Origin of the sequence: Actinomycetospora flava, assembly GCF_037400335.1 — a bacterium.
In the GTDB taxonomy this organism is placed as follows: domain Bacteria; phylum Actinomycetota; class Actinomycetes; order Mycobacteriales; family Pseudonocardiaceae; genus Actinomycetospora; species Actinomycetospora flava.
On record NZ_JBBEGM010000007.1, the window covers coordinates 53,245 to 78,925 of the forward strand.

Sequence of the window (25,681 nt, forward strand, 5' to 3'; positions counted from 1 at the left end):
CGCTCACTCGCCCTCGAGCGACAGGGCCTCGGTCGGGCACGCGGCGACGGCCTCGCGGACGTCGCTCTCCATCCCCTCCGGGACCTCCTCGGCGTGGACGATCAGCGAGCCGTCGTCGTCGACCTCGAACACGTCGGGGGCGAGCGACTCGCACATGCCCATCCCCGTGCACCTGTCCCAGTCCACCTGAATCTTCATCGATGCCCTCCTCGCGGGTGGTGTCCTCGTGACGGCGCTCGCCCGAGGCCGCGCGCCGGCGACCATAACGTACGTTGTGCTATGGAGGCGAGACCTGCGTCACCATTCGACCACCCACGGTGAGCGAGCGCGACAGCGCGGGAGAGCGCGTCGCGCCACACCGGCCACGAGGGCCAGCCCCCGCGGTGCCGGTCATGAGAGCGTCGGCGGCGACCAGGAGACGGAGCGCAGCGGAGCCCGAGACTGCGCGGACGGCGGAAGGAGCACCCGAGGTGAGCACGCTGGACGTGGAGGCCCCGACGGCCCTGTCGGTGACCCGTGACGGCGGTGTCGCGATCGTGCGCCTCGAACGCCCGCAGGCGGCGAACGCGCTGGACCGCACCCTGTGGCACGAGCTGCGCGAGACGTTCCGCGCGCTCGACACCGAGCCCGGGGTGCGCGCGGTGGTCCTCACCGGTGCCGGCAGGCACTTCTGCGCCGGCATCGACCTCTCGATGCTCGCCGAGATCCAGGGCATGGCCCCCGCGGGCGCCGACCCGGGCCGGGCGCGCGAGGCGCTGCGGCGCCTGATCCTCGACCTGCAGGACGTGCTGACCACCGTCGAGCGCTGCCGGGTCCCGGTGCTCGCCGCGATCCAGGGCGCGTGCGTCGGCGCCGGGCTCGACCTCGCCGTGGTCTGCGACCTGCGCTACGCGACCCCGCGCACGAAGTTCTCGCTCAAGGAGGTCGACATGGGGCTCGCCGCCGACGTCGGCGTGCTCCAGCGCCTGCCGCGGATCGTCGGCGAGGGCCGGGCGCGCGAGATGGCCTACACCTGCCGCGACGTGCGCGGCACCGAGGCGGCGGCCACCGGCCTGGTCAACGAGTGCGTCGAGACCGACGACCCCGAGGCGCTCCTCGCCCACGTCACCGCGATCGCCCACGGCCTCGCCGCGAAGTCGCCGCTGGCCCTGCGCGGCACGAAGCACGCGATCACCTACGCCCGCGACCACTCGATCGCCGACGGGCTGGACCAGATCGCGACGTGGAACGCCTCGGCGCTGATCTCCGACGACCTCACCGAAGCCGTCACCGCGTTCGCCCAGGGCCGCGCCCCGGACTACGCCGACTGAGGCACCTCCGGTGCGGGCGATGCGGCATCGCTGGCGTCAGACGCCGGTGATTCCGCATCGATCACCGCTCCTCGCGCGCCGGGGCCTCCGCCCGCCAGGGGTCCGCCTCCGGCTCCGGCGACTCCCAGTCCGCGTCGGCGTGCGACCGCACGGCGACCTCGAACTCGTCGAGCAGCGCCGAGAGCTCGACGTCGACGACGCCCGCGATCTGCTGGTGCCCGGCGAGCACCGCGATCCCGAGCGCGGCGAGGCGCTCGCGCACGCGCACGTCGGCGACCACGGGGACGAGGACGTCGGCGAGCGCCTGTACGCGTCCCCGGTCGACCGCGCGCTGGGCGGCCCCGACGACCGGGTCGATCGTGGCCCAGGCGCGGATCGCGGTCTCGGCCTCGTGCGGGATGGTCAGGGCGAGGTGCTTCATGAGCGTCACCCGCTCGACGGGGTCGTCGCTGGCGTGGACCAGCTCGACGATCCGCCCGACCTCCTCGCGCTCCCAGTGCTCGAGCAGCGCCGCGACGAAGCCTTCCCAGCTGCCGAAGTGGTGGTAGAACGACCCGCTGGTGACGCCGACCGCGGTGCACAGCCGCCCGATGCGCAGGCCGTTGCGCCCCTCGCGGGCGAGCAGGCGCAGGGCCTGGTCGAAGTAGGCCTGCCGGGTCGCCGTGGGCATCGGCGTCGTCCTCCCGCACGCGGTCGGTTCCCCTCGAACAGAACATAATCTACTCTACGGCCGCCCGCCCAGACGTGATCTCCGAGGAGACGACGATGTATCCCGGGACGTTCGCCGCCACCCACCCCGACCGCCCCGCGGTGATCATGGCCGAGACCGGCGAGGGCCTGACCTACCGCCAGCTCGAGGACGGCTCGGTGCGCCTGGCGCGCACGCTGCACGAGCACGGCCTGCGCCGCGGCGACGTCGTCGCCCTCCTCTCGGACAACCATCCCCGGGTCTTCGAGGTCTACTGGGCCGCCCAGCGCGCGGGCCTGCTCGTCACGGCGGTCAACCACCACCTCTCCCCCGACGAGGCCGCCTACATCGTCGACGACTGCGGGGCCCGCGCCCTGGTCGTCTCGGCGGCGAAGGACGAGCTGGCCGAGGCGATCGTCGAGCGGACCCCGCACGTGACGCTGCGCCTCGCCTTCGGCGGTCCCGTGCCGGGTCACCGCGACTACGACGAGGTCGTCGGCCCCTGGAGCGCCGAGCCGATGGCCGACCAGCCCCGCGGCGGCGACATGCTCTACAGCTCCGGCACCACCGGCCGGCCCAAGGGGATCAAGCCGAACCTCGTCGACCGGCAGATCGACGAGCCGGGCGACCTCTACCTCGCGGTGTTCGTGCCGATGTACGGCTTCGGCGAGGACACCGTCTACCTCTCGCCGGCGCCTGTGTACCACGCCGCGCCCCTGCGCTTCGGCGCCACGATCCAGTCCAGCGGCGGCACCGTCGTGATGATGCACCGCTTCGACCCGGAGCAGGCCCTGGCCGCGATCGAGCGCTACCGCGTCACCCACAGCCAGTGGGTGCCGACGATGTTCGTCCGCATGCTCAAGCTGCCCGAGGAGACGCGGAACCGCTACGACGTCTCCAGCCTGCGCGTGGCGATCCACGCCGCGGCCCCGTGCCCCGTCGACGTCAAGCGGGCGATGATCGACTGGTGGGGCCCGGTGCTCCACGAGTACTACAGCTCGAGCGAGGCCAACGGGATCACGTTCATCAACTCCCAGCAGTGGCTCGAGCGCCCCGGCTCGGTCGGACTGGCCGGGCTCGGCACCATCCACGTCTGCGACGACAGCGACGACGGGAGGGGGCGCGAGCTCGCGGCGAACGAGGTCGGCACCGTCTACTTCGAGCGCGACCGGGTGCCGTTCGAGTACCACAACGACCCCGAGAAGACCCGCGGCAGCCAGCACCCCGAGCACGAGACGTGGACGACGACGGGCGATCTCGGCTACGTCGACGGGGACGGTTTCCTCTACCTCACCGACCGCAAGAGCTTCATGATCATCTCGGGTGGCGTGAACATCTACCCGCAGGAGATCGAGGACGTCCTCACCCTCCACGACGCGGTGTACGACGTCGCCGTGATCGGCGTGCCCGACGACGAGATGGGCGAGTCGGTGTTCGCCGTCGTCCAGCCGGCGCCGGGCCACGAGCCGTCGGACGCCCTGGCCGAGGAGCTGCTCGAGCACGTCCGCGGGCGGATCGCGCGGTACAAGACGCCGCGGCGCCTGGTGTTCACCGACGACCTGCCGCGCACGCCCACCGGCAAGCTCGTCAAGCACCGGCTGCGCGAGCGCTACGCGGCCGGGGAGTTCGCGGTGGTCTAGCTCAGAACAGCGAGCGGAAGAACTGGGCGATCGAGGACAGCGCGTTCCCGATGATCGCCAGGATCGACCGGACGACGTCGGCCGCGCCCTCGGGCGAGGAGATCACGAAGAACAGCAGGACGGCCACGACGACCAGGATCAGGAACCGCTTCAACCCTTTGGACATGCGCTCGCGCCGCTCCCGTCGTCCCGGCCCCCGCGCCGCGTCCCGGGGCGGGGGCGGCGCGCACCGACCGTAACGCGACCCCCGCTCCCGGGGTGGCCACTTGGACGGAGTGTCGCGATCGGGTGTCCCCAAGATCGACGCAACGGGTCCCGGCGCGGCACGATCGGGCCGTGGACTCCTTCACCCGCGGCGCGCTGCGCTTCGACGTCACCGAGTACGGCCCCAGCGACGGCGAGCCCGTGCTGCTGCTGCACGGCTTCCCGCAGACGGCGGCGAGCTGGGAGCCCGTCGCCCGCCGTCTCGCCGACGCGGGGTACCGCGTGCTCGCGCCCGACCAGCGCGGCTACTCCCCGGGCGCGCGTCCCGAGGGCCGGCGCGCCTACCGCGTCGAGGAGCTCGTCGACGACGTCGTCGCCCTCGCCGACGCCGCGGGCGCCGGGACCGTGCACGTCGTCGGCCACGACTGGGGCGCGGTCGTCGGATGGGCCCTCGCCGCGCTGCACCCCGAGCGGGTCCGGACCCTGACCGCGGTGTCGGTGCCGCACCCGGCGGCGTTCGTGAAGGCGATGGTGACGAGCCGGCAGGGCGCGCTGTCCTGGTACATGTACTTCTTCCAGCTCCCGTTCGCCGCCGAGCGGGTCCTCGGGCGGACCGGTGGTCTGGCCGGCGCGGCCCGCCGCGCGGGACAGAGCCCGGAGCGCGCCCGCCGCGACGAGGCGGCGCTCGCGGCGAAGGGCGGACTGCGGCCCGCCGTCACCGGAGCGGTGAACTGGTACCGCGCCATGCCGTTCTGGGAGCACAAGGGCCTGCAGCTGACCGTCGCGGTGCCGACGCTGCTGGTGTGGAGCGACGGGGACGTCGCCATCTCCCGGGCGGCGGTGGACGGCACGCCGCGCTGGGTGACGGGGCCCTACCGGCTGGAGGTGCTGAGCGGGGTGAGCCACTGGATCCCGGACGAGACCCCGGACCGGCTCGCCGACCTCGTGCTGGAGCAGCTGCGGGCCGCGTAGAAGCTGGGGGTTCCGGGAGCGCGGGGGGATGCGCTCCCGGAACCATGGTCGGCCGAGGGGGGCGCGGCCGACACAAGTCATGTTACGGCGGGATTGTCGAGCCCGCGTTGCGATTCACGCCATAACGCACGAGACGTCGCGCTTCAGCCCGCAACCGCCACCGGTGTGATACCCCCGCGAGGTTGCTCGGCGACGACCCGGGGGAACGTCCGGTCACCGCCCCCCGGAGAAGGGCGTTCGCCGCGCCCGTGCCGCAGCAGCGAGTTGCGGTGCGCAACGATCGCGGTCGCCAGCGCCTGGGCGTGCGACTCGGCACCGGAGGCCTGTTCGCCCGAGACGTGCTCCACCGCGCGGCCCAGCGTCTCGGCCAGCCGCGCCAGTTCGTCGAGCACGTCCGCGGTCCACGTGAAGTGGTCGACGCCGTCCGGCCGGAGGGTTCGCCCCTCGTCGTCGAGGCGCCGCAACGCCTCGGTCGCCTGCCGGGCCAGCGCGACGCCTGTGTTCTCAACCGTCACGGGAATGCTGTACCCGCGCGCACGGCGGGTGACGCCCTCCGTCGCACACGATCGAGCGCACTGGTCCGTCGAGCGCAGGCTCGGTGCAGTGGGAGAGATGAAGAAGGGGTCGGCCCCCACTCCTGACTGCTCCCCAGCGTCAGGAGCGGGGCCGACCCCGGAACGGCCTCCGTCGAACCCCCGAAGCCCGACGCGGCCTGTCGACAACAGCCTGCCCCAGTCCTGAGCAGCGGAAACAGGGCTCGGGAGCTTGGATCGGTTCAGGACACCGAATCCGGGGGCAGGGCGATTGCGGAGCGGCGGACGTGGTTAACCCTTCGTCCTTCTCCGCCGGACGCGGACCTACACCGGCCAGGTGCGAGGGATCGGGCGCTCCCCGCTGCGCGGGCTGGGCGCCGGGTGCCGGCCCATCGACGCGCCGCGCTCGAGGTGCCCGAGGCCCAGGACGAGCCCGTCGAGCAGCGCGGCGACGTCCTGCGACGTGGCGGGCGTCCCATCGTCGACACCCGTCGCGGGCACGGCCTCGTCGCGGACCGCGAGAGCCCGGGCCGCCTCGCGCAGGGCCTCGACGGCATCCGATTCAAAGGCTGGCATCGAAACGATGATGCACGACCCCGACGGCCTGCCGGCGCCCGGCTCCCGCCCTGCCGGACGCCGCGGTCAGCCGATGTGCCGTCCCTCGGCGTTCTCCCAGTAGGGCTTGCGCAGGTCCTTCTTGAGGATCTTCCCCGACGGGTTGCGCGGGAGGGCGTCGACGACGTCGACCGAGCGCGGGCGCTTGAAGCCCGCGATGCGCTCCTTGCACCACTCCAGGAGCGCGTCGGTGTCGATGTCGCTGCCCTCGTTGGCCACGACGACGGCCTTCACCGTCTCGCCCCACCGCTCGTCCGGGACGCCGATGACGGCGACGTCGGCGATGTCGGGGTGGCCGGACAGGACGTTCTCGACCTCGATGGGGTACACGTTCTCGGCCCCGGTGACGATCATGTCCTTGATCCGGTCGGTGAGGAAGAGATAGCCCTCCTCGTCGAGGTAGCCGGCGTCGCCGGTGTGGAACCAGCCGCCCGCCAGGGCCTGGGCCGTCTCGTCGGGGCGGGCCCAGTAGCCGGGCGTGACCTGCGACGAACGGATCCAGATCTCGCCGACCTCGTTCGGGGCGGAGTCCTCGCCGGTCGCCGGGTCGACCGCCTTGAGCTCGACCCACGGGTACGCCTTGCCCGCCGAGCGCATGAGGTGGGCGCGCGGGCCGTCGGGGTCGTGGTCCTCGGGGTCGAGCTGGCTGATCGCGCCCGTGGTCTCCGTCGAGCCGTAGACCTGGAAGAGCGGCGCGCGGAACGTCGTGAGCACGCGGTTCAGCACGGTGCTCGTGATCGGGGAGGCGCCGTACGCGATCGCGCGCAGCTTCGACCAGTCCTTGTCGGCCGCGCCGGGCACCTGCGTGAGGAACTGCAGCACCGCGGGCACGAGGAAGGCGTTGGTGACGCCCTCCTCCTCCATCGTCGCGAGGAGCTGGTCGGGGACGATGTCGGCGATCAGGACGCACCGCGCCCCGAACGACAGGCAGACCAGCGCGAAGCCCGAGCCGCCGATGTGGAGCAGCGGCATCGCGACCAGGCCGACCGACTCGGTGTCGAAGCCCCAGTGGTCGCCGACCGAGAGCAGCGCCGCGAACTGGACGTGGGTGAGGACGACGCCCTTGGGCAGCCCCGTGGTGCCCGAGGTGTAGAGCTGCAGCACGCAGTCGTCGTCCTCGGCGTCGTCCGGCGGGTCGAGCACCTCGTCGGAGGCGGTGAGCCAGCCGTCGTAGTCGTCGCCGACGACCAGCACGCGCCGCACCGCGTCCAGCGACTCGACGCGGCCGCGGAGGTCGGCGAAGTCCGGGCCGAGCACCACCAGCGGCGCCGCGGAGTCCTCGATGATCGCGATGAGCTCGTCGTGGGTGAGCCGGTTGTTCAGCGGCGCCGTGCCCGCCCGGACGCGCGGGGCGCCGAAGAGGAGGTCGAAGAACTCGGGCCGGTTCTTCCCGAGCCACACCACCCGGTGACCGGCACCGACGCCGTCGGCGGCCATCGCGCGGGCGGCGAGGCCGGCGCGGCGGTCCATCTCGGCGTAGGTGGTGTTCTGTCCGTCGAACGTCATCGCCACCAGGTCGGCGGTGCTCGCGTGCTGGCGCACGACGTCGGTCAGGCGGAACGGCACGGGAGACCTCCACACAGAAGGGGACATATCGGGGCAGTCGTGACGCCGACCACAGGGCAGGCGCGACCGTAACTGGTCATACGGAACCGTGGAAGAGTCAGGCTTGACTGTTACCCGCCGGTGCAGCCACGCTGAGCCGCACCGGCACGGTCACCGGGACGCCCCGGGGACCGCGACGGCGTCCGAACATCCCCACAGTGGAGGCCACCCGGTGGAGCGCACGATCTTCTCCGACGAGCACAACGACTTCCGGCAGATGGTCCGGGACTTCCTGGAGAAGGAGGCCGTCCCGCACCACCCCGAGTGGGAGAAGCAGGGCCACGTCAGCCGCGAGATCTGGCAGGCCGCGGGCAAGACCGGCCTGCTCGGCATGGATGTCCCCGAGGAGTACGGCGGCGGCGGCACCCCCGACCTGCGCTTCCAGTGGATCGTCACCGAGGAGGTCGCCCGGGCCGGCACGAGCGGGCTGGGCTTCACGCTCCACAACGACGTCATCGCGCCGTACCTCATCGAGCTGGCCGACGACGAGCAGAAGCAGCGCTGGCTGCCGCGCTTCTGCACCGGTGAGATGATCACGGCGATCGCCATGACGGAGCCGGGCACGGGCTCGGACCTGCAGGGCATCCAGACCCGCGCCGTCCGCGACGGCGACGAGTGGGTGATCAACGGTCAGAAGACGTTCATCACCAACGGCATCATGTCCGACCTGGTGATCGTCGTCTGCAAGACCGACGCCGACGCCGGCGCCCACGGCTTCAGCCTCATCGTCGTCGAGCGCGACACCCCCGGCTTCGAGCGCGGCCGCAACCTCGAGAAGATCGGCATGTCCGCCCAGGACACCGCCGAGCTGTCGTTCACCGACGTGCGCGTGCCCGCCACGAACCTCCTCGGCGAGGAGGGCAAGGGCTTCATCTACCTGATGCAGAACCTGCCGCGCGAGCGCCTCTCGATCGCCGTCGGCGCCATCGCGGGCGCGGAGAAGGTCCTCGAGGAGACGATCACCTACGTCAAGGAGCGCACCGCGTTCGGCAAGCCGCTCGCGAAGCTCCAGACGGTCCGGTTCTCGACGGCCGAGATGGCGACCAAGCTCGCCGTCACCCGCACCTTCGTCGACCGCTGCATCACCGAGCTCGGCGAGGGCAAGCTCGGCCCGGCCGACGCCTCGATGGCCAAGTACTGGTCGAGCGAGACCGCCAAGGAGGTCATCGACAGCTGCCTGCAGCTGCACGGTGGCTACGGCTACATGAAGGAGTACCCGGTGGCGAAGGCCTACCTGGACACCCGCGTGCAGACGATCTACGGCGGCACCACCGAGATCATGAAGGAGATCATCGGGCGGGTGGTCCTCGGATGAGCGCCATCAAGGTCGGCATGGGGATCGCGTACGCCCAGGGCGGCTTCCGCGAGACGGTCGAGAAGCTCGTCGAGCTCGAGGAGATCGGGCTCGACGCGGTCAGCGTCGCGGAGCTCTACAGCTTCGACGCGGTGAGCCAGCTCGGTTACATCGCGGCGCGGACGTCCCGGGTGCACATCGAGTCCGGGATCGTGCAGATCTACACGCGCACCCCGTCGCTGACGGCGATGACCGCGGCCGGCCTCGACTACGTCTCCGACGGCCGGTTCGTGCTCGGCATGGGCGCCTCGGGGCCGCAGGTCATCGAGGGCTTCCACGGGCTGAGGTACGACGCCCCGGTGGGCCGCACGCGCGAGGTCGTCGAGATCTGCCGGCAGGTGTGGCGCCGCGAAAAGGTGCAGTACTCCGGCAAGCACTACACGGTCCCGCTGCCCCCGGAGCAGGGCACGGGGCTCGGCAAGCCGCTGAAGCTCATCAACCACCCGGTGCGGGACCGGATCCCGGTCATGCTCGCCGCCCTCGGGCCGAAGAACGTCGAGCTGGCCGCGGAGCTCGCCGAGGTGTGGGAGCCGATCTGGTTCCACCCGGGCAAGGCGCACGAGGTCTGGGGATCGTCGCTGGAGGCGGGCAAGGCCCGTCGCGACCCGGCGCTGGGCGAGCTGCAGACGTCGGTCAACGTGCCGTTCGCCGTCGGGCCGGGCGCGGACAAGCTGCGCGAGCACGTGCGTCCGCAGCTCGCGCTCTACGTCGGCGGGATGGGCGCGAAGGGCAAGAACTTCTACAACGACCTCGCCGCGCGGTACGGCTTCGCCGACGAGGCGGCCGAGATCCAGGACCTCTACCTCTCCGGCCGCAAGGACGAGGCGGCGGAGAAGGTGCCCGAGGAGCTCGTCCACGCCGTCTCGCTGATCGGCACCGAGGACGAGGTCGCCGAGCAGGTCCGGGAGTTCAAGGCGGCCGGCGTCACGCAGCTGAACATCCAGCCCCTCGAGCCGGACCACGACACCGTGAAGGCGTCGCTCGAGACGCTGAAGTCGCTCCTCTAGCCCCCGGCCGACCCGCCCTCGGGCAGCAGCATCACTCCGGCAGCAGCATCACTCCGGCAGCAGCATCATCCGGGCGAGCTGCTTCCACTGCTCGAGGTGCGGGTCGGTCTGCGGGTCGCGGGGGTCGAAGCCGTAGGTCAGGGCGACCCCGCGCATGCTCGTCAGCAACGTCTCGCGCAGCAGCGCGGCGCGCGCCGGGTCGGCGTAGTCCTCGAAGAACGCATCGACGGTCTGGCGGATCGCCGCCCCGAGGCGCCGCTCGGCGGGCAGCAGCGCCGCGGCCAGCGCCGTGTCGGTGCGCGCCGCGGTCCACAGCTCGACCGAGGCCCAGAAGTAGGCCTGCTGGTAGGTCCACCACATGACCTCGACGGCCCGGTCGAGGCGCGCGTCGGCGTCGACGTCGGCGGCCGGCAGGTCCGCCCGCGCGAGACCGTCCTCGGCGAAGCGGCTGGTCGCCAGGTGCTGGGCCGCGGCGACGAGCAGGTTCTCCTTCGACGGGAAGTGGTGCAGCAGGCGCCCGCGGGACACCCCGGCGCGATTCTGGATCGTCAGCGTCGTCGTGCCGGCGTAGCCCGACTCGACGAGGCAGGTCACCGCCGCGTCGAGGATGCGGGTCCGGCTGTCGGACGTCCGCTGCTCGCGGGACCGCCGTTCCGGCTCGGCCGCCGCGCGGCTGCTCGCCATCTCGATCCCTCCCCCAGGTGCCCCGGTCGTGGTCGTGCGGAGACGATCGTGCCGCCGAGAACGCGAACGGTCAAACCTGACTGTCGAGGTGGGCCGGACCGCTCAGGACGGCGAGGAGGACGTCGACGAGGAGCGCGCGGGTGCCGGCGCGATCGAGCGTGCCGCGCACCAGCCACTCCCGGGACGCCGAGCGCACCAGGCCGAAGAACGAGCGCACGCGCGCCCGGTACGGGTCGTCCGGCGCGTCCGGGGTGAGGGCGGCGAGGACGCGGTCGGCGGCGATCTCGTCGGCCTCGGCGAGGATCGCGTCGACGTCGATGTCGCCCGCCGCGCCCGTGCCGACCGAGAGCCAGAGGCCGCGGTGGCGCTCGACGGCGTCCAGGAACCAGTCCACCGCCGCGCCCGCCCGCACGTCGACCGTGCCCGGCGGCAGCTCGGCGACGGCGACCTCGGGGATGGTCGTCAGCCGGCGCACGACCTCGAGGTAGAGCCCGCGCTTGGTGCCGAAGTAGTGGTTGATCAGCCCGCGGGCGACGCCCGCCTCCTGGGCGAGGTCGGTCGTGGAGACCGCGGCGTACGGGTGCGCGGCGAACAGGCGCAGGGCACCGGCGACGATCTCCTCGCGACGGGCGTCGGGGTCGAGACGCCGACCGCGGGCCGGAGCGGTCATCGGCGTGTCGCGGAACCGAGCGTGTGGCGATCCTGGCGTGTGACGCCAGCGATGCCGCATCGCTCGTCCTTCCGCTCGTCCTTCTCCCGGTCGGCCGGCGTCATCCCGAAGCTCATGGCGAAGTCGTGGAGGGTCGCCGAGACGACGGGGCGCCTGCCGGCGAGGAACTGCAGCGGGCCCTCGTGGTCGAAGCGCCAGTCGGCGGTCAGCGTGCCGAGCGCCGCGCGGGTGGTCACCGGGCTCTCCCAGCATCGCCCGTGGAGGTCCTGGGCGAGGGTGAAGCCGACGCGCGGGCGTCCGGGCAGGCGCGGGCCGTGGCGCAGGCGGGCGGAGGCGGCGGGGCGCGCGGCGCCCTCGAGGGTCATGGCCGGCGCGCCGTCGTCGAGGCCGGTGAAGGTCGCGAGCCCCTTGGGGATGCCCCAGAGCTCACGGCCGCCGTCGCGCGACGCGGGGCTGTCGACCCAGATCGCGACGATGTGCGGGCGCACCCGCGCGCCGACGCGTCCGGCGACGGCGATGAGCAGCTCGTGGTAGCTCATGACCCCGCCGGGGGCGTAGTCGACCCAGGCCGCGCCGACCGGCGTGATCCCGCCGAGCGCGAGCGGGCTCCAGCCGTCGGGCCACGTCGCGGTCGGCAGCGTGTCGGTCGGGACCAGGAAGGTCGACAGGTCCATCCGGCCGACCAGCGTCCAGGGCTCGGGCGGGTAGGTCGTCCCAGGGTTCGTCACAGGGTTCGTCACAGCGGAACTCCCAGAGTCGGGTGGGGCAGGTCGACGCGCAGCGCGCCGGGCGCGTCCGCCGGCACCGCGGGGTGGTCCGGCGCGACGGCGGCGACGCGGCGGTAGGGCTCGCCCGGGGCCGGGCGGGGGTCGGGCTCGCCGCGGTTGGGCCACAGCGACATCGCCCGCTCGGCGAGCGCCGTGATCGTCAGCGACGGGTTCACGCCGAGGTTGGCCGGCACGGTGGATCCGTCGACGACGTGCACGCCGGGGTGCCCGTGCAGCCGGTGGTACGGGTCGACGACGCCGGTCTCCGGGGTCTCGGAGATCACCGCGCCGCCGAGGAAGTGGCCGGTCACCGGCAGGTTCACCAGCGTCGAGCTCGCGCCGACCGGGAAGCCGCCCATCCGCCGGGCCACGCGCCGCGAGACCTCGTGGCCGGCCGGGATCCACGCCGGGTTCGGCGTGCCGGCCCCCGGCCGCGAGCGCAGCCCGCGCAGGAACCGGCGGGGCTTCAGCGTCAGCGAGTTGTCCAGGGTCTGCATCACGAGCAGGACGATCGACTGCTCGGCCCAGTTCCGGGGCCGGTGCAGCGCCCACAGCGTCTTCCGCGACCGCACGAGCTCGCCGACGATCCGGCGCACCGACGGCCCCCGTTCGCCGAGGGAGGCGTCCTTCGCCGCGGCCGTGCCGTCGACCAGCACCGCGGACAGCAGCGCGAGCAGGTTGGAGCCGCGCCCGTAGCGGACGGGCTCGACGTGGGTGTGCTCGTCGGGGTGGATCGACGAGGTGATCGAGACGCCGCGGGTGTAGTCGACGCTCTCGCTCGCGGTGCGCGCGGCGAGGATCGCCTCGGAGTTGGTCCGCGACAGCTCCCCGAGCCGCGGGGAGATGCGGGGCAGGTCGCCGGAGCCGCGCAGCCGGTGCAGCAGCCGCTGCGTGCCGAGCGCCGACGCCGCGACCACCACCTGGCCGGCGCGCAGGGTGCGCCGGCCGCCCGGACGCCCGGTGGCGCGCACGTCGACCTCGTAGCCCGAGGCGCCGGTGAGGTCGCCGCCGCGCGGGCGGATCGCCGTCGCCGTCGTCATCGGGTGCACCCGCGCCCCGGCCGCCTCGGCGAGGTACAGGTAGTTCTTGACCAGCGTGTTCTTGGCGTCGTGGCGGCACCCGGTCATGCACTCGCCGCAGTGCAGGCAGCCGTGCCGGGCGGGGCCCGCGCCGCCGAAGAACGGGTCGGGCACCTCGTTGCCGGGCGCCGCGCCGAAGAAGACGCCCACCTCGGCGGCCCGGTAGGTGTCGCCGACGCCCATCTCCTCGGCGACGTCGCGCATGACGGCGTCCGACGGCGAGACGCGCGGGTAGGTGTTGGCGCCGAGCATGCGGGTCGCCTGGTCGTAGGCGGTGTCGAGCTCGTCGGCCCAGTCGGTGATGTCGCGCCACTGCGGGTCGTCGTAGAACGCGCGCGGCGGGCGGTAGAGCGTGTTCGCGTAGACCAGCGACCCGCCGCCGACACCGGCCCCGGAGAGCACGAGGACGTCGCGCAGCGGGTCGGCCCGGAAGATGCCGAAGCAGCGGGCCCAGGGCGCCCACAGGTAGTCGCGCAGGTGCCAGGACGTCGAGGGGAACTCGTGGTCGGCGAAGCGACGGCCGGCCTCGAGCACCCCGACGCGGTAACCCTTCTCGGTCAGACGCAGTGCGGTCACCGAGCCGCCGAAGCCGGACCCGACGACGATGACGTCGTAGTCGGGGTCCGGACCGGGATCAGGGCGCACGTCAGCCACGCGAGTCACCCTCGTGAGTCGTTGGCAGCGTGTCAACGAGAGACGCGCAACCCTACCGACGAGTAACAGTGCCCGACCCGCGTGTTGACACCAGCGCAAAACAGTCCATAGTGACTGTTGAGAGCAGTCGGCTCGCACCCGCGCGAAGGGACCCACCCGTGACCGAGGCATACATCTACGACGCCCTCCGCACCCCGCGCGGCCGGGGCAAGGCGACCGGTTCGCTGCACGCGACCAAGCCGGTGTCGCTGGTCGTCGGCCTGATCGACGAGCTGCGCAAGCGCAACCCGTCGCTCGACCAGGACCGGATCGAGGACGTCGTCCTGGGCTGCGTCAGCCCGATCGGCGACCAGGGCGGTGACATCGCCAAGACCGCGGCCATCGCGGCGGGCCTGCCCGACCACGTCGGCGGCGTGCAGCTCAACCGCTTCTGCGCCTCGGGCCTCGAGGCCGTCAACCAGGCCGGTCAGCGCGTCCGCTCCGGCTTCGAGGACCTCATCGTCGCCGGTGGCGTCGAGTCGATGTCGCGCGTCCCGATGGCCTCCGACGGCGGCGCCTGGGCGATGGACCCGGAGACCAACTTCAAGACGAGCTTCGTGCCGCAGGGCATCGGCGCCGACCTCATCGCCACCCTCGAGGGCTTCAGCCGCGAGGACGTCGACGCCTACGCGCTCGAGTCGCAGACGCGCGCCGCGAAGTCGTGGGCCGACGGCGCCTTCGAGCGCTCGATCGTCCCGGTCGTCGACCGCAACGGCCTCGTCGTGCTCGACCACGACGAGCACGTCCGCGAGACGACCCTGGAGGGCCTGTCGGGCCTCAAGCCGTCGTTCGCCGGCATCGGCGAGATGGGCGGCTTCGACGCGGTGGCGCTGCAGAAGTACCACTGGGTCGAGGCGATCAACCACGTGCACCACCCCGGCAACAGCTCGGGCATCGTCGACGGCGCCGCGCTGGTGCTGCTCGGCACCGAGGAGGCCGGCAAGCAGAACGGCCTCACCCCGCGCGCCCGCATCGTCGCCACCGCTGTCTCCGGCGCCGACCCGACGATCATGCTGACCGGCCCGACGCCGGCCTGCGAGAAGGTCCTGGCCAAGGCCGGCATGACCGTCGACGACATCGACCTCCTCGAGATCAACGAGGCGTTCGCCGCCGTGCCGATGAAGCTGATGAAGGACCTCGGCTTCCCGCACGAGCGCACCAACGTCGCGGGCGGCGCCATCGCGCTCGGCCACCCGCTCGGTGCCACCGGCGCCATGCTCGTCGGGACCATGGTCGACGAGCTCGAGCGCCGCGACCTGCGCCGCGCCATCGTCACGCTCTGCATCGGCGGCGGCATGGGTGTCGCCACCATCATCGAGCGGGTCTGACCCACCCCCGGAACGTCATCCCGATAGCGAAGGAGCAGCCAGCGCAGTGTCCGAGAACATGTTCCGGTGGGAGGCCGACGGGGACGGCATCGTCACGCTGACGATGGACGACCCGACCGCCTCGGCCAACACGATGAGCGCCAAGTGGGGCGAGGACTTCGCCGAGACGCTGAAGCGCCTCGAGGCGGAGAAGGACTCGATCACCGGCGTCGTGCTGACCTCGGCGAAGAAGACGTTCTTCGCGGGCGGCAACCTCGACGACCTCGTGAAGTACACGAAGGCCGACGCGCAGAAGGTCTTCGACCAGTCCCAGGAGATCAAGGGCCTGCTGCGGCGCCTGGAGACCCTGGGCAAGCCGGTCGTCTCCGCGATCAACGGGGCGGCGCTGGGCGGTGGCCTCGAGATCGCGCTGGCCACCCACCACCGCATCGCCCTCGACGCCAAGGGCTCGAAGATCGGGCTGCCCGAGGTCACGCTCGGCCTGCTGCCCGGCGGCGGCGGCGTCGTGCGCGTCGTGCGCCTGCTCGGCCTGGCCGACGGCCTCATGAACGTCCTGCTCCAGGGTCAGCAGCGCGCCCCGAAGGCCGCGCTCGAGGCGGGCCTCGTGCACGAGGTCGTCGACACCCCCGACGAGCTGATCTCGCGCGCCAAGCAGTGGGTGAAGGACAACCCCGGGGCCGTGCAGCCGTGGGACGAGAAGGGTTACAAGATCCCCGGCGGCACGCCGTCGACGCCGAAGTTCGCCGCGAACCTCCCGGCGTTCCCGGCCAACCTGCGCAAGCAGCTCAAGAACGCCCCGATGCCCGCGCCGTACCTGATCATGGACGCGGCCGTCGAGGGCTCGCAGGTCGACATCGACAACGCCGCGAAGATCGAGTCGCGGTACTTCGCCGAGCTCGCCTGCGGCCAGGTGTCGACGAACATGACCCGCGCGTTCTTCTTCGACCTGCAGGCCATCAACAAGGGCGCCTCGCGTCCCGACGGCTACGAGAAGCACTCCGCCCGCAAGGTGGTCGTGCTCGGCGCCGGGATGATGGGCGCGGGCATCGCGTACTCGTGCGCGATGGCGGGCCTCGAGGTCGTCCTCAAGGACGTCGCCCTGGCCAACGCCGAGAAGGGCAAGGACTACTCGAAGAAGATCCTCGACAAGGCCGTCTCGCGCGGGAAGTCGACCCAGGAGAAGGCCGACGAGGTCCTCGCCCGGATCACGCCCACCGAGAAGCCCGAGGACGCCGCGGGCGCCGACCTCGTCATCGAGGCCGTCTTCGAGAGCCCGGACCTCAAGAAGAAGGTCTTCAACGAGATCCTCCCGCACCTGGCGCCCGACGCCGTGCTGGGCTCGAACACCTCGACGCTGCCGATCACCGACCTCGCGACCGGCGTCGACCGGCCCGAGGACTTCGTCGGCCTGCACTTCTTCTCGCCGGTCGACAAGATGCCGCTCCTGGAGATCATCAAGGGCGAGAAGACCAGCGACGCCACGCTGGCCAAGGCGATCGACATCGCCCTGCAGATCAAGAAGACCCCGATCGTCGTCTCCGACAGCCGCGGGTTCTTCACCAGCCGCGTCATCGGCACGTTCATCAACGAGGCCGTGGCGATGCTGGGCGAGGGCGCCGCGCCGTCGTCGATCGAGCAGGCCGGGTCGCAGGCCGGCTACCCGGCCCCGCCGCTGCAGCTGATGGACGAGCTGACCCTGACGCTGCCGCAGCACATCCGTGAGGAGACCCGCAAGGGCGTCGAGGCCGCCGGCGGCACCTGGGTCGGGCACCCGTCCGACGCCATCGTCGACCGGATGGTCGAGCTCGGCCGCAAGGGCCGTTCCTCGGGCGCCGGGTTCTACGAGTACGACGAGTCGGGCAAGCGCACGCGGCTGTGGCCGGGCCTGTCCGAGGAGTTCGGCGCGGCCCAGGGCGACCTGCCGTTCGAGGACATGCAGGAGCGCATGCTCTTCGCCGAGGCCCTCGAGACCGTGAAGTGCTTCGACGAGGGCGTCCTGCACACCATCGCCGACGCCAACATCGGCTCGATCATGGGCATCGGCTACCCGGCCTGGACCGGCGGCGTGGCCCAGTACATCGACGGCTACCCCGGCGGCCTGCCCGGGTTCGTCGAGCGCGCTCGCATCCTGGCCAAGGCCTACGGCGACCGCTTCCAGCCGCCGGCCTCGCTCGTCGAGAAGGCGGAGAAGGGCCAGTCCCTGCGCGGGGAGTGACCCGCGCACGCCTGGCGTGAACGACCGAACGGCGCCCTCGCTGCCTCCGTGGCGGCGGGGGCGCCGTTCGTGTGTCCGGGGTGGGAGCCGGCCGCGGAGGAGTCGAGCTCTTTCGTGAGAATGCTTCGAAAATTGAAGCGTTCTGTGGATCGGAGGCGGGCGGTGGGCGGCTCGGACGGGCTGTGGCAGATCGTTCTCGGGTCGGTCCCGACGTTGGTGTGGGCCGGGGTGGTCGTCGCCGCCCTGGTGCTCCTGCGCAACCCGCTGCGCCAGCTCCTCCCGCGGCTCCAGAGCGTCAGCGCTGCCGGGGTCGACGTGTCGTTCGTGGCGGCGGGCCTTGACGCCGCGGCCAGACAGCAGGAGGTCCCGGTCGACACCGGGCGACGCGAGAGCGCCACGGCACGCGCTGCGGACAACGCGGACCTCCTCCAGGGCAGCCGGCTCCTGTGGCTCGACGCCCGCCCCGCCCACAACCGGGCCGAGCGTCGTGTCTTCCGCTCGCTGGGGATGGACGTGACCGCGGTGACGACGCTCGACGAGGCCGTCGACCTGGCGACGCGAGCGGATCCCGACGTCGTGATCACGAACTACGGCAAGTCGCCCGCCGAAGGCATGGCCTCCGTCGCTGATCAGGTCGGGGCCGCGATCGGCGACCTCGTGCCCGTGATCGTCTATTCGCGCGGTGTGGCCGGGAAGCCGACCCCCGCGCACTGCTTCGCCCAGACCGACCGACCGGACGACCTCCTCCATCTCGTCATCGATGCGTTGGAGCACACCGCCCACGACCCATACCGTCAGCCCTGACTGTCTCGTAGGCTCGCGCCCGACCGCGTGACCACGAGGAGGACGAGGGCCCCATGGGTGTGCTGGACGGCGTCAAGGTCATCGAGGTCGCCGGGATCGGGCCGGGCCCGTTCGCGGCGATGATGCTCGCGGACATGGGCGCCGACGTGCTGCGCGTCGACCGTCCCGCCGGGGGGCGCGGGCTCTCGCTCGGCAACACCGACAAGGACGTGCTCGCGCGCGGGCGGCGTTCGGTGGCCCTGGACCTCAAGGCGCCCGAGGGTCTCGAGGTGCTCATGGACCTCGTCGAGACCGCCGACGTGCTGCTCGAGGGCTACCGGCCCGGCGTCGCCGAGCGCCTCGGGTTCGGGCCCGACGAGTGCCACGCCCGCAACGAGCGCCTCGTGTACGGCCGCATAACCGGCTGGGGCCAGGACGGCCCGCAGGCCTCGCGCGCCGGGCACGACCTCACGTACCTCTCGACGGCCGGTGTCGTCGCGCACATGGCGGGCCGGGACGGCGCGCCGGCGGTCCCGATCAACCTCGTCGGCGACTTCGGCGGCGGCGGGATGCTGCTGGTGGTCGGCGTGCTCGGGGCGCTGGTGGAGCGCGGCATCTCGGGGCGCGGGCAGGTCGTCGACGCCGCGATCGTGGACGGTGCCGCGCTGCAGATGGCGATGGTCTACGGGATGCGCGCGGGCGGGCTGTGGCCGAACGACCGCGGCGGCAACATCCTCGACGGCGGCGCCCCGTTCTACGACCACTACCGCTGCGCCGACGGCGGATACGTGGCCGTCGGGGCCCTCGAGCCGCAGTTCTACGCCGAGCTCATGGCGGGCCTCGGCCTCGAGGGCGAGGAGATCGCGACTGCGCAGTGGGACATGCGCCGCTGGCCGGAGTGGCGCGCCCGGATCGCCGAGGTGTTCGCGACCCGCACGCGCGACGAGTGGGCCGCCGACCTCGAGGCGACCGACGCCTGCGTCGCCGCGGTGCTGACCATGGAGGAGTCCGCCGAGCACCCCCACAACAAGGCCCGCGGCCTGCACATCGACGCCTTCGGCGTGACGCAGCCGGCGCCGGCCCCGCGCTTCAGCCGCACGCCCAGCGGCACGCCGACACCGCCGGCGACGCCCGGCCAGCACTCCGCGGAGGCGCTCGCCGACTGGGGCGTCGACCGCGACCGGATCGCGAAGCTGCAGGAGGCGGGGGTCGTCCACCAGACCTAGGCTCTGACCTTCGGCCGCACGAGGTCGTCCGAGCCCTGCCCGAGTGGAGGCACCGTGATCCTGACCCCGGCCGGGGCGTGGCGCGCCGTGGGCAACATGCGCGCGCGGGTGCTCGAGGGGCCGCTGGCCGACCTGCGCCGGATGCCGCGCACCGCGTTCGACACCGGCCCGGGCGAGGCCGGCAGCGACGGGGTCGGGCGGGCGCTCGGGCTCGCCCGCGCCGGCTCGGTGAGCACCTACCGCTACGCGGTGCACCCGACTGCGCGGCTGCGGGGCTCGCCGGTCGTGCTGGTGTCGCCGCTGGGCGCCTGCGGGGTCGCGTTCGACCTGCGGCGGGGCAACAGCCTCGTCGAGCACCTCGTCGGCGAGGGCCGGCCGGTGTACCAGGTCGACGACGAGGACCTCGTCGGCTACGGCGGCTCGATCTCGCCCGGCGCGGCCGATCTCGAGCGCTGGGTGGACGAGATCCTCCCCCACGTCGTGCGGACGGTCAGCGCCGCACACCAGGGCGCCCCGGTGCACCTCGTCGGCTGGTCGATCGGCGGGCTGCACAGTGTGCTCAGCGCGGCCGGGCACCCCGATCTGCCGCTCGCGTCGGTCACCGGGGTGGCGACGCCGTTCACGCTGGACGGGGTGCCGCCGGTGGTCGGGGCGCGGCCCCTGGCGATCGCGGCGGGCGGGCCGGTGCTCGCGACCGTGCAGACGTTGCTGGCGCTCATGCCGCTGCCGCGCCTGCTCCGCGCGCTCGGGCTCGGCTCGCTCGACGAGCTGCTCACCGCGCCGCTGACCATGATCGCCCGCCTCGATGACCGGGAGTTCCTCGCCCAGCTCGAGGCCGTGGACGATCTGCGCGCCCTCATCGGCGAGCAGGCCCGGTTCATCGGCACCTACTTCCGCGCGATGGTGGCGCCCGAGGACCTCGACGCCGGGCGGGTGCCCGTCGGGCACCGCGTCGTCGAGTTCGCCGACCTGCGCCGTCCCGTCCTGCTCGTCGCCGGCGAGACCGACCGGGTCGTGCCGCCCCGCGCCGTCCGCGCCGGGGCGCGGCGCCTCACCGGCGCGGACACGCGGTTGACGACGGCCCCGGGCGGCCATCTCGGAGTGCTCGCCGGACGCGCCGCCAAGAACACGACGTGGGCGCGGCTGTGCGCGTTCCTCGACCGGCACGACGCCCCGGCCACCGTCGAGGGCAGCACCCCGACGAGCCGCCGGACGCTGCGGCCGACGCCGACGCGGCCCCGGGCGGTCGAACCGCTGCGTCCGACGCCCCCGGCCGACGACGTCGCGGAGACCCCGGAGAAGACGGACCCGCCCGCGCGGCTCCCCGCGCGGCGCTCGTCGCGGCTGCCGGCGCCCAAGCGGGCGTCGCGGTCACCCCGTCGCCAGTGAGGCCCTGCTCGTCGCCGGGTCGTCTACTGTGACGACGTGGTTTCGTTGCGCGACGCTCGCCGCGATCGCGGCTGGTCGCAGACCACGGCCGTGGCGCGGCTCCGGGAGCTGGCCGAGCGCGGCCAGGTGGACGTCGCCAGCGCTGCCAGCCTGAAGACCCAGCTGTCGCGCTGGGAGAACGGCACCGTCCCCGACGAGCCCTACCGCACGCTGCTGGCGGAGCTCTACGAGCGCGAGCTGGGCGACCTGGGCATCGACGTCACCCCGCACTGGGAGCGCAGCCACGAGATCCCGGAGCTGCTCGTCGAGATCCGCGACGAGCTCCGCACGCTCAACGAGCTGCTGCGCGGGCGCGGCGGGTCCTGACCCGGCCTCAGGCCTGCGGGGGCCGCCCGCCGACCACGCTCAGACGCCGGCGCTCCTCGGGCACCTCGACCCGCGCGAGCACCAGCCCGAGGGCGGCGACCGACACGGTGCCCACGGCGGCCATCGCCTCCGCGGTCAGGTCGAGGACATCGGCCAGAGGGCGCAGCGGCGCCAGCAACATGTTCACGAAACCCCTACGGCGTTCGGCTGGTCGGTGACCACACGAGGGCCCGCACGGCGTCGCGGCACCGATGCCGCCCGACGCCGGGGCTCTCGCCAGTTCGTGCGCTCCATCGTGCCAGCCGTGCCCGCGCGCTGAACCCGCTGTCGCGGGAATTCACACGTCGGCCACAGAGAACTGCGACAACCGGTTGACGGCGTGCGCCGGTCGGCGCCGTTCTTCCGATGACCGGGAGTGTCGATCTCTGCGCAGGCTGTCATCGAGCGCGGCTCCTACGGTACGGGGGTGCGCCATCGACAGCTCGGTTCGAGCGACCTGCAGGTGTCCGAGATCTCCCTCGGCTCGTGGCTGACCTACTCCGGCGGGGTCGAGGCCGACGCGACGGCCGCCTGCACGCGGGCCGCGTTCGACGCCGGCATCACGTTCTTCGACACCGCCAACGTCTACGGCCGGGGCGCCGCGGAGGAGGCGTGGGGGGAGATCCTCACCGACTACCGGCGCGAGGACTACGTGCTCGCCACCAAGGTCTACTTCCCGATGTCGGACACCGACCGCGGCCTGTCGCCCACGCAGATCCACAAGCAGATCGACGCCTCGCTGCGCCGCCTGCGCACCGACCACGTCGACCTCTACCAGTGCCACCGCTTCGACGCCGAGACGCCGATCGAGGACACGATGGAGGCGCTCGCCGAGGTCGTGCGCGCCGGGAAGGCCCGCTACCTCGGCGTCAGCGAGTGGACGCCCGAGCAGATCCGCGCGGGCGTCGCCGCCTGCCCGGACGACGTGCGGATCGTGTCGTCGCAGCCTCAGTACTCGATGCTCTGGCGCGCGCCCGAGGCCGAGGTCTTCCCGACCACCGCCGAGCTCGGCATCTCGAACATCGTGTGGTCGCCGATTGCCGAGGGCGTGCTGACCGGGAAGTACCGGCCGGGCGAGCCGGTGCCCGTCGACTCCCGCGCGGCGAGCGACGAGATGAACGGCTTCATCCGGCAGAAGCTCACCGACCGCACGCTCGAGGCCGTGCAGCGCCTGGTCCCAATCGCCGAGGGCGCGGGGCTGTCGATGGCCGAGCTGGCGATCGCGTGGGTGCTGCGGCGCCCGGAGCTCGCGTCGGCGATCGTCGGCGCCTCGCGGCCCGAGCAGGTGCACGCCAACGCCGCGGCGGCCGGCATCGAGCTGACGCCCGACACGCTCGCGGCGATCGACGAGGCGCTCGGCGACGTGCCGGTCACCGGCCAGCAGCTCGGCCCCGGCGCCTCGCCGGCGATCACGCACCGCTGATGGCCCCGCCAGGTGAGTGATATGGGTCGCCCTGGCGACCCATATCGCTCACCTGGGCCTCCGGCCCCTCAGCGGGGCAGGCGGCGCCAGGCCCAGCGGGGCAGCAGGCGCATCGCCGTGAACAGCAGCCGCAGCGCGCCGGGCACCCAGACGACGTCCTTCCCGGCCGTTAGCGCGGCGGCGGTGGCGTCGGCGACCTGCCCGGGCGTCGACGAGAGCGGCGCCGGGTCCAGCCCGCTGTCGGCCGTCATGCGCCCGACGACGAAGCCCGGGCGCACGAGGGTCAGGTGCACGCCGCTGCCGTGCAGCGCATCCGCGAGGCCCGAGGCGAACCCGTCGAGCCCCGCCTTGGCCGAGCCGTACACGTAGTTGGCGCGCCGGACCCGGACCCCGGCCACCGACGAGTACACGACGATCTCGCCGCTCCCCCGGGCACGCAGCCGCGCCGCGACCTCGGTGAGCACCGCGACCTGGGCGACGTAGTCGGTGTGCACGACGGCCGCGGCGTGCGCGGCGTCGCGCTCGGCGCGCGCCTGGTCGCCGAGCACCCCGAACGCGACGACGACGGTGTCGGGCACCCCGTGCGCAGCCTCCACCTCGTCGAGCACACCCGCCTGGGCGGCGAGGTCGTCGGCGTCGAACTCGACGGTCGCCACCTCGGCGCCGGCGTCGCGGACCGCCGCGACCTCCTCGGTGAGCTCCCCGGCCCGGCGGGCGGCGAGCACCACCGTGCCGGCGCGTCCGGACGCGGCGAGGCGGCACGCGAGCGCGACCCCGATCTCGCTGCGGCCACCGAGGACCAGGACCACCGGTCGTGTCTGCGCGGGCACCGCGGCAGCGTAGGAACTCCGTCCTCGCCCGATCACGTCCGGGCCCGTAGCGTCACGGCGACCGGACGGGAGGACGCGCGGTGAAGACGGTGCACGCGATGATCCCGGCCCACGCGCTCGACGCCGCGCGACGTGCGCTGGAACGGCACGCGGTGCTCGGGATGACGATCTCGGAGGTCCTCGGTCCGAGCGCGGACGGGCAGCGGACCCTCCAGCGCGGGCAGGTCGTGCGGGACAGCTTCGCGCCGTGCCTGCGGCTTGAGACGATCGTGCACGACGAGCTCGTCGACCGGGTGGTCAACGAGATCGTCGCCGCGGTGCACCCCGAGGGGCGGCTGTGGGTCACGCCGCTGGACCTGGTCCTGCGGGTTCGGACCGGCGAGCGCGGCGAGGACGCCGTGTGAAGTCGGTGAAATTTCTGTGACCCGACACGCCCAGTCGTGACGACCGTCTGCCGCAGCGACCGACCCGCCCGGCGGAACACGCTGTTGCGGTCGCGGAAACTCGGGCGAGGATCGACACTCGTCGGGGGACGACGCCATCGGACGGGTGATGGCTGGGGGTGAGTACGTCGGACAACACCGGACGTCATCGCCGCGGTGCCGGCATCGCCGGATCCGAGGGATTCGAGCACGCGGCGCTCTTCGTCGACGACGACGCGCAGTTCGTCGCCGGTGTCGTCGAGCACGTCCGCGAGGGCCTCGACGCCGAGGACGCCGTCGTGATCGCCCTGCCCTCCGAGCACCTCAGCCCGATCCGCGAGGCGCTCGGCGCGGACGCCCGCTCCGTCGTGCTCCAGGACGTGCGACGCCTCGGGCCCAACCCGGCCCGCCTCGTCCCGCTGCTGCACCAGTTCGCCGCCGACCACCCCGGCCGGCGCGTCCGTGCCGTCGGCGGCGGGCTGTGGCCGGACCGACCCGCCGACGAGCGCGCCGCGTACCTGCAGCACGACGCGCTGACCAACGTCGCGTTCGCCGACCGGCCGGTCACCATGCTCTGCCCGTACGACACGCGGTCGCTGGACCCGGACACCGCCGCGGACGTCCGCGCCGCGCACCCCCTGCTCGTCGAGGACGGCGCCCCGGTGCCGAACCTGACCTACGCCGACCCCGCCAAGCTCGCCGAGACCGTCCTCGGGCCCCTGACGGAGCCCCCGGACCTGGGCGAGACGCTCGTCTACGCCGCCCCGCACGGTCCCCGCGCCGTCCGCGGCGCCGTGGCCGACCACGCGCGGGCCGCCGGGCTGGCCACCGAGCGCGTCGCGGACCTCTGCCTCGCCGTGCACGAGGTCGCGGTCAACACGGTCGTGCACACCGACGGCCCGGGCATCCTGTCGCTCTGGCACACCGAGGACCGCGTGGTCGCGGAGATCCAGGACTCCGGCTACGTCGCCGACCCGCTCGTCGGCCGGCACCCACCCGCCGACGCCGACGGTCGCGGCTACGGCCTGTACCTCACCCACCGGCTCTGCGACCTCGTCCGCCTGCACAGCAGCGAGGACGGCGGGACGACCGTCCGGATGACGATGTACCTGGACGGGCCACCGCGCTAGGTTCGGCGCCCTGCCGACTCCCGAGGGGCCCACCGTGGACAGCGCCGACCTGCACGCCGCCATCACGTCCGAACGGCTCCGGCTGGCCGACGTCCTCGAGGAGCTCGACACCGAGGAGTGGGGCTACGAGTCGCTGTGCACCGGCTGGACCGTGAAGACCCTCGTCGCGCACCTGACGCTGACGTCGCGGCTCACGAAGCTCGAGGCGCTGCGGGGCGTGCTCGCCGCCCGGTTCGACATCAACGCGTTCATCGACCACGCCGCGCGCACCCGGGCCGCGCAGTACACCCCGCCCGAGCTGATCACGCAGTTCCGCGAGTCGGCGGGGTGGACGCAGCGGCCGATGGGCGCGAAGCCCATGGACCCCTTCGTCGATGTCCTCGTGCACGGCCAGGATCTCACCCGCCCGCTGCGCCGGACGCTCGCGATCGCGCCGGACCGCGCCGTCTCCGCGCTCGAGTTCGTGCTGTCGACGTCGTTCTACGGCGCGCCGAAGCGTTTCGCGGGCCTGCACCTCGTCGCGACCGACACCGACTGGTCCCACGGCGAGGGCGACCGCGAGCTCCGCGGCCCCGCCGGCGACCTGCTCCTCGTGGCCACCGGTCGCCCGACGGGCCTCGCCGCCCTCGACGGCGCCGGTGTCGCGGACCTGGCCGCGCGCCTGTAGCGATGTCAGCGGCGTGGCGTCGCAGACGTTCAGTGTCCGTAA

The 25,681-nt window shown here is 73.0% G+C and carries 27 protein-coding genes; 15 read left to right on the plus strand and 12 right to left on the minus strand.

Annotated features, from left to right (window positions below):
* Positions 1–3: 3 nt before the first annotated feature.
* The gene (locus WCD58_RS17325) at positions 4–198 is read right to left on the minus strand and encodes a ferredoxin (protein WP_133829652.1); all 195 of its coding nucleotides are present in this window, start codon (positions 196–198) and stop codon (positions 4–6) included.
* Between the two features lie 272 nt (positions 199–470).
* Here WCD58_RS17325 and WCD58_RS17330 point away from each other — a divergent pair, with 272 nt between their 5' ends.
* Positions 471–1,310, plus strand: coding sequence for a crotonase/enoyl-CoA hydratase family protein (locus WCD58_RS17330; protein WP_337704306.1), 840 nt, complete (start codon positions 471–473; stop codon positions 1,308–1,310).
* Between the two features lie 61 nt (positions 1,311–1,371).
* Here WCD58_RS17330 and WCD58_RS17335 read toward each other — a convergent pair whose 3' ends face one another.
* Complete coding sequence (locus WCD58_RS17335; RefSeq protein WP_337704307.1) at positions 1,372–1,980, minus strand: TetR/AcrR family transcriptional regulator; 609 nt, start codon at positions 1,978–1,980, stop codon at positions 1,372–1,374.
* 95 nt (positions 1,981–2,075) lie between these two features.
* On the opposite strand from WCD58_RS17335, the gene WCD58_RS17340 reads away from it, so the two are divergent.
* Positions 2,076–3,638, plus strand: a complete 1,563-nt coding sequence (locus WCD58_RS17340) for an acyl-CoA synthetase (protein ID WP_337704308.1) — start codon at positions 2,076–2,078, stop codon at positions 3,636–3,638.
* A 1-nt stretch (position 3,639) separates the two neighbouring features.
* On the opposite strand, the gene WCD58_RS17345 is transcribed toward WCD58_RS17340, so the two are convergent.
* Complete coding sequence (locus WCD58_RS17345) at positions 3,640–3,804, minus strand: hypothetical protein (RefSeq protein ID WP_337704309.1); 165 nt, start codon at positions 3,802–3,804, stop codon at positions 3,640–3,642.
* Between the two features lie 170 nt (positions 3,805–3,974).
* On the opposite strand from WCD58_RS17345, the gene WCD58_RS17350 reads away from it, so the two are divergent.
* Positions 3,975–4,814, plus strand: coding sequence for an alpha/beta fold hydrolase (locus WCD58_RS17350; protein ID WP_337704310.1), 840 nt, complete (start codon positions 3,975–3,977; stop codon positions 4,812–4,814).
* Between the two features lie 143 nt (positions 4,815–4,957).
* Here the strand turns inward: WCD58_RS17350 and WCD58_RS17355 are convergent, their stop codons facing one another.
* The 3 genes from WCD58_RS17355 to WCD58_RS17365 all read right to left on the minus strand — a co-directional run bounded on the left by WCD58_RS17355 (position 4,958) and on the right by WCD58_RS17365 (position 7,528).
* Entirely contained in the window at positions 4,958–5,449 is a 492-nt protein-coding gene (locus WCD58_RS17355; protein ID WP_337704311.1) for a hypothetical protein, read from the minus strand.
* Between the two features lie 222 nt (positions 5,450–5,671).
* A complete protein-coding gene (locus WCD58_RS17360; protein ID WP_337704312.1) occupies positions 5,672–5,923 on the minus strand; it encodes a hypothetical protein in 252 nt (83 codons plus the stop codon).
* 66 nt (positions 5,924–5,989) lie between these two features.
* Positions 5,990–7,528: a long-chain-fatty-acid--CoA ligase gene (locus WCD58_RS17365; RefSeq protein WP_337704313.1), complete on the minus strand. Its 1,539-nt coding sequence runs from the start codon at positions 7,526–7,528 to the stop codon at positions 5,990–5,992.
* Positions 7,529–7,739: 211 nt separating this feature from the next.
* Between WCD58_RS17365 and WCD58_RS17370 the strand changes: the two genes are divergently transcribed.
* Positions 7,740–8,882, plus strand: a complete 1,143-nt coding sequence (locus WCD58_RS17370; RefSeq protein ID WP_337704314.1) for an acyl-CoA dehydrogenase family protein — start codon at positions 7,740–7,742, stop codon at positions 8,880–8,882.
* 5 nt (positions 8,883–8,887) lie between these two features.
* The gene (locus WCD58_RS17375; RefSeq protein WP_337704592.1) at positions 8,888–9,928 is read left to right on the plus strand and encodes an LLM class F420-dependent oxidoreductase; all 1,041 of its coding nucleotides are present in this window, start codon (positions 8,888–8,890) and stop codon (positions 9,926–9,928) included.
* A 48-nt stretch (positions 9,929–9,976) separates the two neighbouring features.
* Here the strand turns inward: WCD58_RS17375 and WCD58_RS17380 are convergent, their stop codons facing one another.
* The 4 genes from WCD58_RS17380 to WCD58_RS17395 form a co-directional block, all read right to left on the minus strand.
* Positions 9,977–10,612 (minus strand): TetR/AcrR family transcriptional regulator, encoded by a 636-nt coding sequence (locus WCD58_RS17380; protein WP_337704315.1) that lies wholly within the window; start codon positions 10,610–10,612, stop codon positions 9,977–9,979.
* Between the two features lie 70 nt (positions 10,613–10,682).
* The gene (locus tag WCD58_RS17385; RefSeq protein WP_337704316.1) at positions 10,683–11,282 is read right to left on the minus strand and encodes a TetR/AcrR family transcriptional regulator; all 600 of its coding nucleotides are present in this window, start codon (positions 11,280–11,282) and stop codon (positions 10,683–10,685) included.
* Complete coding sequence (locus WCD58_RS17390) at positions 11,279–12,010, minus strand: acetoacetate decarboxylase family protein (RefSeq protein WP_337704317.1); 732 nt, start codon at positions 12,008–12,010, stop codon at positions 11,279–11,281. Before WCD58_RS17390 ends, WCD58_RS17385 begins: the two co-directional genes overlap by 4 nt.
* 8 nt (positions 12,011–12,018) lie before the next feature.
* Complete coding sequence (locus WCD58_RS17395; RefSeq protein ID WP_337704318.1) at positions 12,019–13,782, minus strand: GMC family oxidoreductase N-terminal domain-containing protein; 1,764 nt, start codon at positions 13,780–13,782, stop codon at positions 12,019–12,021.
* 158 nt (positions 13,783–13,940) lie between these two features.
* On the opposite strand from WCD58_RS17395, the gene WCD58_RS17400 reads away from it, so the two are divergent.
* Genes WCD58_RS17400 through WCD58_RS17425 form a run of 6 tightly spaced genes read left to right on the plus strand, consistent with a single transcriptional unit; the run spans position 13,941 to position 21,128 of the window.
* Complete coding sequence (locus WCD58_RS17400; protein WP_337704319.1) at positions 13,941–15,149, plus strand: acetyl-CoA C-acetyltransferase; 1,209 nt, start codon at positions 13,941–13,943, stop codon at positions 15,147–15,149.
* 58 nt (positions 15,150–15,207) lie between these two features.
* Positions 15,208–17,364 carry a 3-hydroxyacyl-CoA dehydrogenase NAD-binding domain-containing protein gene (locus WCD58_RS17405; RefSeq protein WP_337704593.1) on the plus strand — a complete coding sequence of 719 codons (2,157 nt, stop codon included), beginning with the start codon at positions 15,208–15,210 and terminating at the stop codon, positions 17,362–17,364.
* A 48-nt stretch (positions 17,365–17,412) separates the two neighbouring features.
* A complete protein-coding gene (locus WCD58_RS17410; RefSeq protein ID WP_337704320.1) occupies positions 17,413–18,168 on the plus strand; it encodes a DNA-binding transcriptional response regulator in 756 nt (251 codons plus the stop codon).
* A 53-nt stretch (positions 18,169–18,221) separates the two neighbouring features.
* Positions 18,222–19,373: a CaiB/BaiF CoA transferase family protein gene (locus WCD58_RS17415; RefSeq protein WP_337704321.1), complete on the plus strand. Its 1,152-nt coding sequence runs from the start codon at positions 18,222–18,224 to the stop codon at positions 19,371–19,373.
* A gap of 54 nt (positions 19,374–19,427) precedes the next feature.
* Positions 19,428–20,762: a polyhydroxyalkanoate synthase family protein gene (locus WCD58_RS17420; protein ID WP_337704322.1), complete on the plus strand. Its 1,335-nt coding sequence runs from the start codon at positions 19,428–19,430 to the stop codon at positions 20,760–20,762.
* A 36-nt stretch (positions 20,763–20,798) separates the two neighbouring features.
* Complete coding sequence (locus WCD58_RS17425) at positions 20,799–21,128, plus strand: helix-turn-helix domain-containing protein (protein WP_337704323.1); 330 nt, start codon at positions 20,799–20,801, stop codon at positions 21,126–21,128.
* Positions 21,129–21,135: 7 nt separating this feature from the next.
* Here WCD58_RS17425 and WCD58_RS17430 read toward each other — a convergent pair whose 3' ends face one another.
* Entirely contained in the window at positions 21,136–21,309 is a 174-nt protein-coding gene (locus tag WCD58_RS17430) for a hypothetical protein (protein WP_337704324.1), read from the minus strand.
* A 285-nt stretch (positions 21,310–21,594) separates the two neighbouring features.
* Here WCD58_RS17430 and WCD58_RS17435 point away from each other — a divergent pair, with 285 nt between their 5' ends.
* Positions 21,595–22,590 carry an aldo/keto reductase family protein gene (locus WCD58_RS17435; RefSeq protein ID WP_337704325.1) on the plus strand — a complete coding sequence of 332 codons (996 nt, stop codon included), beginning with the start codon at positions 21,595–21,597 and terminating at the stop codon, positions 22,588–22,590.
* Positions 22,591–22,658: 68 nt separating this feature from the next.
* On the opposite strand, the gene dprE2 is transcribed toward WCD58_RS17435, so the two are convergent.
* Positions 22,659–23,420 (minus strand): decaprenylphospho-beta-D-erythro-pentofuranosid-2-ulose 2-reductase, encoded by a 762-nt coding sequence (gene dprE2 / locus WCD58_RS17440; protein ID WP_337704326.1) that lies wholly within the window; start codon positions 23,418–23,420, stop codon positions 22,659–22,661.
* An 80-nt stretch (positions 23,421–23,500) separates the two neighbouring features.
* Between dprE2 and WCD58_RS17445 the strand changes: the two genes are divergently transcribed.
* From WCD58_RS17445 to WCD58_RS17455, 3 genes are all read left to right on the plus strand, one after another.
* Complete coding sequence (locus WCD58_RS17445; protein WP_337704327.1) at positions 23,501–23,824, plus strand: P-II family nitrogen regulator; 324 nt, start codon at positions 23,501–23,503, stop codon at positions 23,822–23,824.
* A 158-nt stretch (positions 23,825–23,982) separates the two neighbouring features.
* Positions 23,983–24,972 carry an anti-sigma factor RsbA family regulatory protein gene (locus WCD58_RS17450; RefSeq protein WP_337704328.1) on the plus strand — a complete coding sequence of 330 codons (990 nt, stop codon included), beginning with the start codon at positions 23,983–23,985 and terminating at the stop codon, positions 24,970–24,972.
* Positions 24,973–25,006: 34 nt separating this feature from the next.
* A complete protein-coding gene (locus tag WCD58_RS17455) occupies positions 25,007–25,639 on the plus strand; it encodes a maleylpyruvate isomerase family mycothiol-dependent enzyme (protein ID WP_337704329.1) in 633 nt (210 codons plus the stop codon).
* Positions 25,640–25,681 lie beyond the last annotated feature (42 nt).

Bases quoted from the DNA above. Each gene is read 5' to 3' on its own strand.
- WCD58_RS17335 (WP_337704307.1), bottom strand. From the start codon at position 1,980: ATGCCCACGGCGACCCGGCAGGCCTACTTCGACCAGGCCCTGCGCCTG.
- WCD58_RS17360 (WP_337704312.1), bottom strand. From the start codon at position 5,923: ATGCCAGCCTTTGAATCGGATGCCGTCGAGGCCCTGCGCGAGGCGGCC.
- WCD58_RS17415 (WP_337704321.1), top strand. From the start codon at position 18,222: ATGGGTGTGCTGGACGGCGTCAAGGTCATCGAGGTCGCCGGGATCGGG.
- WCD58_RS17405 (WP_337704593.1), top strand. From the start codon at position 15,208: ATGTTCCGGTGGGAGGCCGACGGGGACGGCATCGTCACGCTGACGATG.
- WCD58_RS17430 (WP_337704324.1), bottom strand. From the start codon at position 21,309: ATGTTGCTGGCGCCGCTGCGCCCTCTGGCCGATGTCCTCGACCTGACC.
- WCD58_RS17380 (WP_337704315.1), bottom strand. From the start codon at position 10,612: ATGGCGAGCAGCCGCGCGGCGGCCGAGCCGGAACGGCGGTCCCGCGAG.
- WCD58_RS17340 (WP_337704308.1), top strand. From the start codon at position 2,076: ATGTATCCCGGGACGTTCGCCGCCACCCACCCCGACCGCCCCGCGGTG.
- WCD58_RS17385 (WP_337704316.1), bottom strand. From the start codon at position 11,282: ATGACCGCTCCGGCCCGCGGTCGGCGTCTCGACCCCGACGCCCGTCGC.
- WCD58_RS17325 (WP_133829652.1), bottom strand. From the start codon at position 198: ATGAAGATTCAGGTGGACTGGGACAGGTGCACGGGGATGGGCATGTGC.
- WCD58_RS17345 (WP_337704309.1), bottom strand. From the start codon at position 3,804: ATGTCCAAAGGGTTGAAGCGGTTCCTGATCCTGGTCGTCGTGGCCGTC.